This is a genomic window from Halovivax ruber XH-70, assembly GCF_000328525.1.
GTDB lineage: Archaea > Halobacteriota > Halobacteria > Halobacteriales > Natrialbaceae > Halovivax > Halovivax ruber.
The window spans coordinates 1,988,835-2,001,657 of record NC_019964.1 but is presented as its reverse complement, the minus strand read 5'-3'; the positions used below and the strand labels follow the sequence as shown (position 1 = coordinate 2,001,657).

Sequence of the window (12,823 nt, the reverse complement as noted above, 5' to 3'; positions counted from 1 at the left end):
CAAAGAATCCTCGACGTTGATCACGACTACCGATAGAAACTTCGGGCTCGCATCAAAAGGGACATTAAATGACAAAATCGGTTCCCACCGAGGGCGGGCTCCAGCGGTCGGTCCTCCAGTGGCTCGACGGCCTCGGGTGGGAAACGTACGGACTCGGCGAGGGCCACGGGGCGACGGTCCTCGACGAGCGCTACGGGCGGACGCGCTCTGAGGTCATCTACTGGGACTTGCTCGCCGAGGCCGTCGTCGACCTCAACGACGAACTGACGGCGGACAACGTCGACCGCTTCCTGAACTCGTTCCGGCGCGACCTCGATCACGACAACCTCTTCGACGGCAACCAGGCGTTCCACGAACTCCTGACGAAGGGGAAGAAACACACCGTCGATCAGCAACACAACGGCACGAAGACCATCTATGCCGACCTGATCGACTTCGACGAACCCGAGAAAAATCGATTGCACGCCGTCGACGAATTCGCCATCACCCGGCGAGGGTCGATCCGACCCGACGTGACCCTGCTCGTCAACGGCATCCCGATCGTCCAGCTGGAACTCAAATCCGTCACGCAGGACGCCGACGTCTACGACGCGATTTCGGACCTCCAGGAGTACGAGGAGACGGTCCCGCGGGCGTTCGTCCCGACGCTGTTCAACGTCGCCGCCGACCAGCGGACCCTCCAGTACGGCGCCGTCGGCGCCGCCCGCGAGTTCTACCAGGGCTGGACGACCGCTCCCGACGCCTACGAATCGGAGAACGATGTCGAGCAGGCCGTGCACGCGCTGTTGAACCCGACGACGCTGCTCGACATCCTGAAGCACTTCGTCTTCTACGAGCGCCAGGCCGACCAGGACGCGAAGATCGTCCCGCGACACATGCAGTACTACGCGGTCAGGGAGATTCTCGAGCGGGTCGACCGGGGTGAGCACCGCAAGGGGTTGATCTGGCACACCCAGGGCTCGGGCAAGTCGTTCACGATGCTGTTCGCGGCGAAGAACCTCCTCGAACGCGACATCCTCGACGCCCCGCAACTCTTCATCGTCGTCGACACGGACAAACTCAACAGCCAGATGCGCGACCAGCTCGCCAACCTCTCCTTCGAGCGCTGGACCGAAGCCGAGAGCATCGAGGGGTTGGAAGCCACCATCGCCGCAGGGCGGAGCGAACTCGTCGTCACGACCATCCAGAAGTTTCAGGACGTCGACCCCGGCGTGGGGGCGACCGACGAGGCCGTCGTGCTGTCGGACGAGGCCCATCGCTTCATGGAGGCCGATCTCAAGAGCCGACTCGACGCCGCCCTGCCTGACGCCTACCAGTTCGGGTTCACCGGCACGCCAGTCCGCGAAGGCGACCGGGACAAGGATCGAAACACGTTCGACGAGTTCTCCCCCGAGGGCGAGGAGTACCTTCACCGGTATTCGATCAAGGACGGCATCGACGACGAGCTGATCCTCCCCGTCTTCTTCCGCCTCCGTCACGAGATGGAGTGGGACGTGGACGAGACGGGACTAGACGAGGAGTTCGACGAAGCGTTCGCTACCCTCCCCACAGACGAGAAACTGGCCGTCATCCGCGACCACGTCACCAGCCGCATGCTCGCCGAGATCGAACCGCGCGTCGAGCGCGTCGTCGACGAGATCGACGACCACTTCGACGGCGTCGCGAAGAACGGCTGGAAGGGAATGGTCGTCACTCCGAGTCGGGAGTCGGCAGCCATGTACGGGGAACGCCTGATCGACCGACGCGGCGAGGACGCCGTCGAGGTGCTCTTCACCGCGACCAACGACGATCCCGACCTGCTCCAGCAGTTCCACACCGACTCCGGCGAGCGCGACGAGATCGTCCGGGGGTTCAAAAAGAAAGACGAGCCCAAACTGCTCGTGGTGCACAATATGCTCCTGACGGGCTTCGACGCACCCGTCCTGAAGACGATGTACCTGGATCGGGAACTGCGAGATCACACCCTCATGCAGGCCATCGCGCGGACGAACAGACCCGCCGACGGCAAGGAAAACGGCGAGATCGTCGACTTTCAGGGCGTTTTCGAGAACATCGACGACGCGCTCGATTACGACGACACGACCAGGCAGTACGCCGCCCAGGACAGGGAGAAGCTGTTCGAGAAACTCGAGAACCAACTCGACGCAGTGCTCGACATCTTCGAGGGGATCCCCCGCGAGGACAGCCAGGAGACGGTCGACGCCTGTCTCGACCGGGTGAGTTCCCAGCCCGAAAAAGGCGAGTTCAAACGAAATTTTCGCCGACTCCAGGACCTCTACGAGTCCGTCTCGCCCGACCGTCGACTCGTCGAGGAGGGGATCGTCGAGGACTACGGCTGGCTCGGCCGGATCCACACGGCGTTCCAGCGGACGGCCAACCGTTCGAAGCGTCCCGAAGACGAGATGCGGGAGAAGACCCGTGAGATCATCGAGGAGCACGTCAACATCGGCGAGATCAAACGGGAGTACCCGGTCTACGAACTCGGCGCCGAGTACCTGGACGATCTCGATCACCTCAGCAGCGACGCGGCGAAGGCGACGACCATCGCTCACGCGATCAAGGAGAGTACCCAGCCCCGGATGGGGCAGAATCCGCGTTACGAACGACTGAGCGAGCGCGTGACCGACATCGTCGACGAGTGGCGGGCCGGCGATCGGACCGATCCCGAAACCGTCGAGGCCCTGCGGGAAGTCGAGGCGGCGGTCCTCGAAGTCGACGAGGAGGCGAACGAACGGGGGATGACGGACGCCGAATTCGCCATCTTCACCGACCTCACGGAGGAGCGAGACACCGAACTCTCCGAGGACACCGCAGCCACACTCGCAGGGGACATCGTTTCCGAGTTCGACGACCGCATCGACACGAGTTACCAGGGATGGGAGACGAACCCGAAAACCGTCCAGCAGATCGAACTGGTCCTGCTCGACGTCCTGGTCAAAACCCACCAGCGTGGCGACCTGGTCACCGACGCGTTCATCGACGCCGTTCACACCTACCTGATTCAGAACTATGTCGCGGACGAGTGAGCGAACGACGACGCTGGCCGGTGAGGAGGTGGTCTACGACGTCACGACGAGTGCCGACGCCTCGCAGTCTCGAATCGACGCGGGAATCGATGGCATCACGGTGGTCCTTCCTGCAGATGGTGACGACGACCCTGAGGCGATCCTCTCCGAAAACGCGACGTGGGTCCTCGATAAGAAGGCGAAATTCGACCGCTATCGAGACGACGTTCCAGATCGGACCTTCGAGGCCGGCGAGCTGTTTCCTTATCTGGGCGACGAGCACGAACTGCTCGTTGAGCCACGGCAGAAATCTGCCGTCGAAGACGGGACGATTCGCCTCCGACGGAGTGCGGTCGACCAGTCGTCAGTCGAGCGGGCGCTGCGGAACTTCTACCGACGGCAGGCCCGTGCGTACCTCTCCGACCGGCTCGATCACTTCGCGAACGAGATGGGGGTTGCGTACGACAGGCTGGAAATCAGAAACCAGCGAACCCGCTGGGGGAGCTGTTCGACGACCGGCACGCTCGGGCTGAACTGGCGATTGCTGATGGCACCGCCGGCGATCATCGACTACGTCTGCATCCACGAACTGGCCCATCTTCGCGAGGCCAACCACACGGATGCGTTTTGGGCTCTCGTCGCTGATCACGATCCGGCCTACCGAGAACACGCCGAGTGGCTCGACGAACACAGTGCGCGGCTAATCTTCTCACCCGACGATCTGTAACAGAATCCGTGCCAACTTCGTCTTGTAGAGGTGAGGAACGCCCTCTACGAGGGAGAATCGTCCGGGAAGTGTTGATCCAGGAATGAACGGTTGTTACTCACCGGCAGTTGGGCGGGCGCATTTTCAGGGACGTGTACACGAGTCGGGGGTCATTCACGAAATAAATTGGTCTCCATAGTCGAACGTACGTGCAACTCCAGAATAAGTATAGAAAGTGGTGGATCTCTTATGGCGGTGTGTAGCAAAAGAGGGTACCGAAAACGACTGGCCGAGCCGAATGAACTACGGCCCGTGAGTGACGCTGACTACCCCAAATTCGCTGGTCGTACTTTGTTCCGCTACAACCTCTCCGTCTTCGAGGATCTGTACAGTGAGTTCGGTATTTGAATCGTCTTCTTTTTGAATCGTTGCGCTGATGATCATTGCATCGTCGGCTACGTCGAGCGTGTCATCTCCGTTGCCATCGACACTGCGGGTGGCACCTTCTTCACCGATGGCACCTGACCACTCGCCGTCGTAGCGGACACGTATCTGGTTGCCTTCGACTCCCTCCTCGGCGTCCGTTACCGTATCGTCAGTAGCTGGTTCAGCTTCAGCCGCAGAAGGGCCTGCATCATCTACATTTGATTCTGGCTCAACCCCATCTTGACCTACGAGTCCGCCTGCTATGGCTAATCCAATGACCACCACGCCAAGGACGACCCAACGTGAAAATGTTAAGTCATAATCTTCTCTGATTCGACCTCGGGTTGTTGGGAGAGCAAATATACCAACCGCTACCACAATCGCGCCAGCGACTGGATCCGTTTGAATCATCGCTAACCCAACGAGGATAACCAACGGTGCGATAATCCAAGCGAGTATGCGACCGATTGTAATTTTCTTCTCCTTTGACGAACTAGATCCATCATTACGGATTTCTGCTTCACCCTCGTTGGATCCGCTTTTTCGTTCGGTATTGGCCTGGTCGGTGCGTGAAACGGTCTGATCTGCCCCACAATTTGGGCAAAACTGTGCGGTCTCCTCCAGTGCTTTCCCACATTGGTAGCAATTCGCATTTGGAGATTTCTTGGCCATTGTTACCAACCCACATGATCGCTATTCTCCACGACTAAGTATAGTTAGTGTAACATTTGCTTGAGTTTCGTTCCTGTTGGATAGAGGTCATAGGGGTACGAGGGTTACAGTGGGCTAACCTCGGGATCCCGAACTAAGTGAGATGAATCCACCCGTGGATGGCGCGAACGAGAATCGAGCGGTAGCCAAGGGAATTGGGTAAGATCGAGAAAGTAGGCCAGTGCAATAGCCTCGATGAGGGCAGGACGTCGCTATGTGGAAATAACGTGGTAGGGGGGAAGCTTAATTCGATGAACCCAAGTCTCAGAGGCTCGATTTAAAAAGGGTTTGTATCTTACGGAGATGCGCTGGCTGGGATTTGAACCACGCCCAGACGTGCTCGCTTCGCTGCGCGCGACTGGTCTGATTCAAACCCAGGGCGATTTTCCGAACCCGGGTGTTCGCACTGCGTAGCAGTGCTCATGGGAGTTGGGTTCGGAAAAGAACGCTGGCTGGGATTTGAACAACGCGAAGACGGTCCTGCTCGCTCACTCCGTTCGCTGTGCGGGCTGCGACTTCTCTCGTTCAAATCCAGGGCGACTTCTATGGCTCACGGGTTCCGAGCACACGCTACGCGGTGCTCGGGAGGGTTGTTCACCGTAGAAGTGCGCTGGCTGGGATTTGAACCCAGGTTGTGACCATGGCAAGGTCACGTGATACCACTACACTACCAGCGCCCTGTTGCACTCTCATCTAATCGCCGATGGGGGTATAAGGGTTGCGAAAGGCGGGCGTTTCGCCACGCCGTGTCACGGTTGTCGTTGGTGGAGGAGTTGGCGCGTGTGCGCCCGGAAAATGCAATATATCGGGATCTCCTTCTCAGGCTGACAATTCCCTCGTGGGTACCCTGTCGCTGTCTATCACGTTTTCGTGGGTGTGAGGCCGTCACAGGCCCGAATCGTTTCGCCATGCTTTTAAGACCCTGTCCGCAATGAATCGCTACAGTCTAGTGACGAGGCGCCGAAGCGCTACGGTATGACCGTCAGCGTACTCGTGCCGTCGTCGATAGCCCGTGAAGCCGAGGACAAACGCGAGGCAACTCGCAAACTCGGATACGTCGCCCGTGCGGCGACGATCTTCCGGGCCGACCGCCTGATCGTCTTCCCCGACGGGGACGGCGAAACGGGTCGATTCGACGGCGGGTTCGTCGAAACCGTGCTGCGATACGCCGCAACGCCCCCGTACCTCAAAACCGAGGCGTGGGGCAAGCGGGACGAACTGGAGTACGTGGGCGTCCTGCCGCCGCTCCGCGCTTCATCACGGACCGGCTCCGAATCGAACGGTTCGGGGTCGTTAAGACGAGGGATCGTGACCGAGGTCGGACCTGAAGGCCGCGTCCGGGTCAATTGCGGACTGCAACACCCGATCTCCCTCAACGTACCACCGAAAATGGTGGTCGATGAGGGGGAGCGCGTGACCGTCAGGATCTCTTCGCGACGACCGGTCCGGGCGAAGCTCGTCGACGAGCCCCTTGCGGGGTTGTCGATCGAGCGGACGGACCTCTCCGCAGCACTCGGCCGTGAGGACGCCGGTGTTCGCATCGCGTCGTCCCGGTACGGTGAGGAACTCACCACCGGGCGACTCGAGACACTGGCCGGACGCGTCGAGCGCGACGGCATGACCGTCGCCTTCGGTGCGCCCGAGAGAGGGCTGCCGGACATCCTCGGAATCGAGGAGTCACGTGCCGGCGCGTCGTCCAGCGGGGACGGCGGGACGGCAGACGGAGTCGAACCCAGCGGCGATCCGGGGTTCGACCTCTGGCTGAACACGGTTCCGAACCAGGGCAGCGAGGTGGTGCGAACGGAAGAAGCGATGTTCGCCACCCTCGCTTGCCTCTCACTGAGAGCGTGATAGAATGCCACAAGCAAATAGACCACGCAAAGGCTCACTCGGATTCGGCCCACGCAAGCGGGCGACCAGCGAGGTCCCGCGCTTCCGTTCGTGGCCGGATGACGACGGACAGCCGACGCTACAGGGCTTCGCGGGCTACAAGGCCGGCATGACCCACGTGGTGACGGTCGACGACGCGGCCAACTCGCCGACCGAAGGGATGGAGACGACCGTCCCGGTCACCATCGTGGAGACGCCGCCGATGGCCATCGCGGCCCTGCGAGCGTACGAAGAATCGCCATACGGACAGCAACCGGTCGCCGAGGTCTGGGCGGACGAGCTCGACGACGAGCTCGAACGCACACTCGACCTGCCTGGCGACGACTACGACCGTGACGCAGCCGCGGACGAGTTCACCGCCGCCCTCGAGGCGGGACGTGTGGACGACGTCCGCGCGATCACGTACACGACGCCGGACGAGATCCAGTCCGTGCCGAAGACGAAGCCGGACGTCATGGAGACGCGCATCGGCGGCGGCTCGGTCGACGACCGCGTCGAGTTCGGTCTCGATCTGCTCGAGGCCGACGGTGGCGAGCACGTCATGAACGACGTGTTCCGCGCCGGCGAGTACGTCGACGCGAGCGGTGTCACGAAAGGAAAGGGCACCCAGGGTCCCGTCAAGCGCTGGGGCGTCCAGAAGCGCAAAGGCAAGCACGCCCGTCAGGGCTGGCGTCGCCGCATCGGTAACCTCGGCCCGTGGAACCCGAGCCGCGTTCGCTCGACGGTTCCCCAGCAGGGCCAGACCGGGTACCACCAGCGCACCGAACTGAACAAGCGCCTGCTCGCCATCGGCGACGGCGCCGACGCGACGGTCGACGGCGGCTTCGTCAACTACGGCGAGGTCGACGGCCCGCACGCGTTGATCAAGGGTTCGCTCCCCGGGCCATCACAGCGACTCATTCGCTTCCGCCCGGCGATCCGACCCGGAGACCAGCCGCGCCTCGATCCCGAGGTCCGGTTCGTCTCCACCGCATCGAACCAGGGATAATCTATGCAGGCAACAGTACACGACCTGGACGGCGCCGAGGCGGACACGGTCGAGCTCCCGGCGATCTTCGAGACGGAGTATCGCCCGGACTTGATCTCCCGCGCGGTACGCGTCGCCCAGGCAAACCGAACACAGGCCTACGGCGCCGACGAGTTCGCCGGGAAGCGAACGTCGGCGGAGAGTCCCGGCAGTGGCCGGGGGATGGCTCACGTCCCACAGCAGGGTGGACGCGCACGTCGCGTTCCCCAGGCTGTCGGTGGACGGAAGGCCCACCCGCCGAAAGCCGAGGCCGACCGCACCGAGTCGATCAACACGAACGAACGAAAGCTCGCGACGCGGAGTGCCATCGCGGCGACCGCGGACGCCGAGCGCGTCGCCGAGCGCGGTCACGAGTTCGACGACGACCTCGAACTTCCACTGGTCGTCGACGACGAGTTCGAGGATCTCGAGAAGACCAGGGAGGTCGTCTCGTTCCTCGAAGGGACCGGGCTCGACGCCGACATCGAGCGTGCCGACGAGGGACGCTCCGTCCGAGCCGGCCGCGGTAAGACCCGCGGTCGCAAGTACAAGCAGCCGAAGTCGATCCTCTTCGTGACCTCGAGCGAGGCCGGTCCGTCGCGGGCCGCTCGCAACCTCGCGGGCGCCGACGTCGCGACCGCAGCCGAGGTAAACGCCGAGGATCTTGCGCCCGGTACGCATCCGGGTCGACTGACCGTCTGGACCGAAGCCGCACTCGCGGAGGTGAGCGATCGATGAGTTCGATCATCGACTACCCGCTCGTGACCGAGAAGGCGATGAACGACATGGACTTCGAGAACAAGCTCCAGTTCGTCGTCGACGTCGACGCGGCGAAACCCGAGATCCGTGAGGTCGTCCAGTCGCGGTTCGACGTGACCGTCACGGACGTCAACACGCAGATACAGATGGACGGAAAGAAGAAAGCGATCGTCACACTGAGCGAGGACGACGACGCGCAGGAAGTCGCCTCGCGAATCGGGGTGTTCTGACCATGGGACGACGAATTCAGGGACAGCGACGTGGTCGCGGGACCTCGACGTTCCGCGCACCGTCGCACCGATACAAGGCCGACCTCGAGCACAAAAAGCCCGAAGAGACGGACCTCGTCAGCGGGACGGTCGTCGACATCGAGCACGATCCGGCTCGATCGGCGCCGGTCGCCGCCGTCGAGTTCGACGACGGCGATCAGCGCCTCGTCCTCGCACCCGAGGGCATCACCGTCGGCGAAGAACTGCAGATCGGCATCTCCGCGGAGATCAAGCCCGGTAACACGCTTCCGCTCTCGGAGATCCCGGAAGGGGTTCAGATCTGTAACGTCGAGGCCAAGCCCGGCGACGGTGGGAAGTTCGCGCGCGCATCGGGCGTCAACGCGGACCTGATCACCCACGACCGCAACGCTGCGGTCGTCCAGCTGCCGAGCGGCGAGACGAAGCGTCTCGATCCCAACTGCCGCGCGACGATCGGCGTCGTGGCCGGCGGTGGCCGTACGGACAAGCCGATGGTCAAAGCCGGAAACAAGTACCACAAGATGCGCGCACGGGGGACGAAGTGGCCCCGCGTTCGTGGTGTCGCCATGAACGCCGTCGACCACCCGTTCGGTGGCGGCGGTCGCCAGCATCCCGGTCGCCCGAAGTCCGTTTCGCGGGACGCCCCGCCGGGACGGAAGGTGGGCGACATCTCGTCGCGGCGAACGGGCCGCGGTGGTAACAAATGACCCAGGAGTACCGAACCGGCCGCGAGGGTGAGTTCACCTACCGTGGCCACACGTTAGACGAGCTGCAGGAGATGGAGCTCGACGAGGTCGCGGAACTGCTGCCCGCACGTAAGCGGCGAAGCATCCGACGCGGGCTCTCGACGGAGCAGGAGAAGCTGCTCGAGAAGGCCCGTAACCGAACGGAAGAGGAGACTGCGAACGATCCGATCCGGACGCACCTGCGCAACATGCCGGTGCTGCCGGAGTTCGTCGACCTGACTTTCGCCGTCTACGACGGCCAGGAGTTCGGTCGCGTTCGCGTCGAGCCCGAGATGATCGGTCACTACCTGGGCGAGTTCCAGCTCACCCGGACGTCCGTCGAACACGGACAGGCCGGTATTGGCGCAACACGCTCCTCGAAGTTCGTGCCACTGAAGTGATCGTCCAATGGGAATCAACTACTCAGTCGACGCGGATCCGGACTCCACGGCGAAAGCCATGCTCCGGGAGCGTCACATGAGCCACAAGCACAGCAAGGAAATCGCCCGGGAGATCAAGGGCATGACCGTCGGTGACGCCCAGGAGTACCTGGCCGCCGTCATCGAGGGTGAACGCTCGATCCCGTTCAAGTCCCACAACACCGGTGCCGGACACCGTTCGGACATCGACGGCTGGGACGCCGGCAAGTACCCGGAGAAGGCGAGCAACGCCTTCCTCGACTTGCTCGAGAACGTCACCGCCAACGCGGCCCACCAGGGCTTCGACGGCGAGACGATGGAGATCGCCCACGTCGCCGCCCACAAGGTCGGCGAGTCGATGGGTCGAAAACCCCGCGCGATGGGCCGAGCGACGGCCTGGAACACGCCGGAGGTCGACGTCGAAATCGTCGTCGCCGAAACCGAAGACATGGAGGGTGATGCCTGATGGCAGACGAACACCAGTTCATCGAGAACGGATTGCGCCGCTCACAGATCGACGAGTTCTTCGCTGACGAACTCGGTCGCGCCGGCTACGGCGGCATGGACGTCGCCCAGACGCCGATGGGAACGCAGATCGTCCTCAAGGCCGAGAAGCCAGGGATGGTTATCGGCAAGGGCGGTGAGAACATCCGGAAGGTCACGACGGCCCTCGAGGAGCGATTCAACCTCGAAGATCCGCAGATCGACGTCCAGGAGGTCGACGAACCCGACCTCAACGCTCGCATCGTCGCGGACCGACTGGCCAACGCCCTAGAGCGTGGCTGGTACTTCCGCAAGGCCGGCCACACGACGATCGACCGGATCATGGACGCTGGCGCACTCGGTGCCGAGATCGTCCTCTCCGGAAAGGTCACGGGCGCACGCTCGCGCGTGGAGAAGTTCAACCGTGGCTACATCAAGCACAACGGCGAGCCCGCCGACGAGGTCGTCGACCACGGTCAGGGCGTCGCCGTCATGAAACTCGGGACGATCGGCGTGGACGTCAAGATCATCCCGCCGGGTGCCGAGCTGCCGGACGACTTCCACGTCGAGGAAGGCCTCGACCCCGAAGCGGTCGTTCCTGACGCCGTCGAAGCGAACGAGGGCGTCGAGGAACTGCTTGAAGGCACGCCTGCGGAAGACGAAGCCGAAGCGGATGCCGACGAGGAATCGGCCGAGGACGCCGAGGCCGAACCCGAACTCGACGAGGAGGTCGTCGAGGAAGCCATCGAAGAAGAGGTCGTCGAGGAATCGGTCGAAGCCGAAACCGAGGCAGACGCCGACGACGCCGAGGCCGCTGCCGACGAGGTCACGGAAGATCTCGACGAAGAGATCGAAGCCGAGGCCGAGGAGCTCGTCGCCGAGATGGAGGGCGACGAGGACGACGTAGACGAGGGAGGTGACGCCTGATGGCGATCGTTCACGTCGAGGAACTCCGCGACATGACGCCCGCCGAGCGCGAAGCCGAACTCGAAGAGCTCGAGACGGAACTGCTGAACCAGAAGTCCGTCCTCGCAGCCGGTGGGGCTCCGGAAGATCCGGGCCGCATCAACGAACTCGGCAAGACGATCGCCCGGATCAAGACGATCCAGCGAGAAGAAGGCGACTTCGACGAAGAATAATCATGCCACTGACACCCGAGACGCTCCCGCGACACGAACTCACTGGCCTTTCGGTCAGGGTCGTCGAGAGTGACGACCCTGGTCGGGTCGGGATCCGGGGACGGGTCGTCCGCGAGACGACCAGCACCCTCCGGATCGAGCGTGCTTCGCCGGAGGCGGAGCGACGCGAGTCGCGAGACGGCGGTGACGACGCCGACGCACGTGACGCGGACGGCGCTCGGGTGGTTACGGTACCGAAGGTGGGAACGACGTTCGAATTCGCGATCACAGATGAAGCCGCCGGGGTCGAAAAGGCCCCGGGGACCGCGTCCAAACTGGCCGACACTCAACCTGCGGGGGAGTCCGAACCGGCTTCCACCACAGACAGCGCTGGCGAGGGCGTGGCCTACGTTACGGTCGATGGATCGCGCCTGAACGAACGACCGGCCCGCCGTACCGAAACGGCAGGAGATTCACCATGGCAATAGGACTAGATGTAGACACCCCTCCGGAACCGGCAAACCCGGAGGAATACGACTACGAGAAGTGTCCGTTCTACGGCGAGCTTCCCGTTCGAGGACAGGTCCTCGAAGGGCAGGTCGTCTCGACGGACATGGACAAGACCGTAGTCGTCGAGCGAGAGTACGACGTGGCCGTACCGAAGTACGATCGGTACATGAAGCGTCGCTCGCGCATTCCGGCACACGTGCCGGGCGTGCTCGAGCCGCTCTCGGTCGGTGACTCGGTCAAGATCGCAGAGACCCGACCACTGTCGAAGACGAAATCGCACGTGGTCGTCGAAGTAACACAGGAGGCGACTGCCGAAGACGTCGCCGAGCTCACGCGTCAGGAGGAGCCTGACCGTGAACTCTCGGCCGAGGACGTGACGGCGGACGCCGACGCCGAGGAAATCGAGGGTGAGCAGTGATGGAGGCGATCAAGGCCGACGTCACGCAGGGACTCAAGAAGGGGTCGCTCGTCACCTGTGCCGACAACACCGGTGCCCGAGAGCTGAAGGTTATCAGCGTCGCGGGCTACCACGGCACGAAGAACCGCCAGCCCAAGGCTGGCCTCGGCGACAAGGTGACCGTTTCCGTCACCAAGGGGACGCCCGAGATGCGCCGCCAGGTGCTCGAAGCCGTCGTCGTTCGTCAGCGCCAGACCGTTCGGCGCCCGGATGGCACGCGCATGAAGTTCGAGGACAACGCGGCCGTCATCGTCGACGAGAACGAGGAACCCCGCGGAACGGAGATCAAGGGACCGATCGCTCGCGAAGTCGCCGAACGGTTCGGTGCCATCGCGAGCACCGCCACGATGATCGTATAGA

At 62.9% G+C, this 12,823-nt stretch carries 15 protein-coding genes and 1 tRNA gene; 14 read left to right on the top strand and 2 right to left on the bottom strand.

Translation table 11 applies throughout. The features are described 5' to 3' along the window. Window positions 1-68 precede the first annotated feature (68 nt). Both HALRU_RS09540 and HALRU_RS09535 read left to right on the top strand, forming a co-directional pair. Window positions 69-3,026 (top strand): type I restriction endonuclease subunit R, encoded by a 2,958-nt coding sequence (locus HALRU_RS09540; RefSeq protein ID WP_015301179.1) that lies wholly within the window; start codon window positions 69-71, stop codon window positions 3,024-3,026. Continuing rightward, a complete protein-coding gene (locus tag HALRU_RS09535) occupies window positions 3,010-3,732 on the top strand; it encodes a M48 family metallopeptidase (protein WP_015301178.1) in 723 nt (240 codons plus the stop codon). The genes HALRU_RS09540 and HALRU_RS09535 overlap by 17 nt, the downstream gene beginning before the upstream one ends. 282 nt (window positions 3,733-4,014) lie before the next feature. Here HALRU_RS09535 and HALRU_RS09530 read toward each other — a convergent pair whose 3' ends face one another. Next, window positions 4,015-4,809 (bottom strand): zinc-ribbon domain-containing protein, encoded by a 795-nt coding sequence (locus tag HALRU_RS09530; protein WP_015301177.1) that lies wholly within the window; start codon window positions 4,807-4,809, stop codon window positions 4,015-4,017. Window positions 4,810-5,454: 645 nt separating this feature from the next. Then, window positions 5,455-5,525 (bottom strand) — tRNA-Gly (locus HALRU_RS09525). A 298-nt stretch (window positions 5,526-5,823) separates the two neighbouring features. Here HALRU_RS09525 and HALRU_RS09520 point away from each other — a divergent pair. The 12 genes from HALRU_RS09520 to HALRU_RS09465 are packed head-to-tail and all read left to right on the top strand — an operon-like array spanning window position 5,824 to window position 12,822. Further along, a complete protein-coding gene (locus tag HALRU_RS09520) occupies window positions 5,824-6,699 on the top strand; it encodes a putative RNA uridine N3 methyltransferase (RefSeq protein WP_015301176.1) in 876 nt (291 codons plus the stop codon). A gap of 4 nt (window positions 6,700-6,703) precedes the next feature. Beyond that, window positions 6,704-7,726 carry a 50S ribosomal protein L3 gene (locus HALRU_RS09515; protein ID WP_015301175.1) on the top strand — a complete coding sequence of 341 codons (1,023 nt, stop codon included), beginning with the start codon at window positions 6,704-6,706 and terminating at the stop codon, window positions 7,724-7,726. Between the two features lie 3 nt (window positions 7,727-7,729). Further along, window positions 7,730-8,482, top strand: a complete 753-nt coding sequence (rpl4p, locus tag HALRU_RS09510; RefSeq protein ID WP_015301174.1) for a 50S ribosomal protein L4 — start codon at window positions 7,730-7,732, stop codon at window positions 8,480-8,482. Further along, the gene (locus HALRU_RS09505; protein WP_015301173.1) at window positions 8,479-8,733 is read left to right on the top strand and encodes a 50S ribosomal protein L23; all 255 of its coding nucleotides are present in this window, start codon (window positions 8,479-8,481) and stop codon (window positions 8,731-8,733) included. The genes rpl4p and HALRU_RS09505 overlap by 4 nt, the downstream gene beginning before the upstream one ends. 2 nt (window positions 8,734-8,735) lie before the next feature. After that, complete coding sequence (locus HALRU_RS09500) at window positions 8,736-9,458, top strand: 50S ribosomal protein L2 (RefSeq protein ID WP_015301172.1); 723 nt, start codon at window positions 8,736-8,738, stop codon at window positions 9,456-9,458. Beyond that, complete coding sequence (locus HALRU_RS09495) at window positions 9,455-9,877, top strand: 30S ribosomal protein S19 (RefSeq protein ID WP_007704203.1); 423 nt, start codon at window positions 9,455-9,457, stop codon at window positions 9,875-9,877. The genes HALRU_RS09500 and HALRU_RS09495 overlap by 4 nt, the downstream gene beginning before the upstream one ends. 7 nt (window positions 9,878-9,884) lie before the next feature. Beyond that, window positions 9,885-10,361: a 50S ribosomal protein L22 gene (locus HALRU_RS09490; RefSeq protein ID WP_015301171.1), complete on the top strand. Its 477-nt coding sequence runs from the start codon at window positions 9,885-9,887 to the stop codon at window positions 10,359-10,361. Then, window positions 10,361-11,305: a 30S ribosomal protein S3 gene (locus tag HALRU_RS09485; protein WP_015301170.1), complete on the top strand. Its 945-nt coding sequence runs from the start codon at window positions 10,361-10,363 to the stop codon at window positions 11,303-11,305. Before HALRU_RS09490 ends, HALRU_RS09485 begins: the two co-directional genes overlap by 1 nt. Then, entirely contained in the window at window positions 11,305-11,517 is a 213-nt protein-coding gene (rpmC, locus tag HALRU_RS09480) for a 50S ribosomal protein L29 (RefSeq protein ID WP_015301169.1), read from the top strand. The genes HALRU_RS09485 and rpmC overlap by 1 nt, the downstream gene beginning before the upstream one ends. A gap of 2 nt (window positions 11,518-11,519) precedes the next feature. After that, window positions 11,520-11,984 (top strand): ribonuclease P protein component 1, encoded by a 465-nt coding sequence (locus tag HALRU_RS09475; RefSeq protein ID WP_015301168.1) that lies wholly within the window; start codon window positions 11,520-11,522, stop codon window positions 11,982-11,984. Further along, window positions 11,975-12,424 (top strand): 30S ribosomal protein S17, encoded by a 450-nt coding sequence (locus HALRU_RS09470; protein WP_007704213.1) that lies wholly within the window; start codon window positions 11,975-11,977, stop codon window positions 12,422-12,424. The genes HALRU_RS09475 and HALRU_RS09470 overlap by 10 nt, the downstream gene beginning before the upstream one ends. Then, window positions 12,424-12,822: a 50S ribosomal protein L14 gene (locus HALRU_RS09465; protein WP_007704216.1), complete on the top strand. Its 399-nt coding sequence runs from the start codon at window positions 12,424-12,426 to the stop codon at window positions 12,820-12,822. The genes HALRU_RS09470 and HALRU_RS09465 overlap by 1 nt, the downstream gene beginning before the upstream one ends. Window position 12,823: the final 1 nt, after the last annotated feature.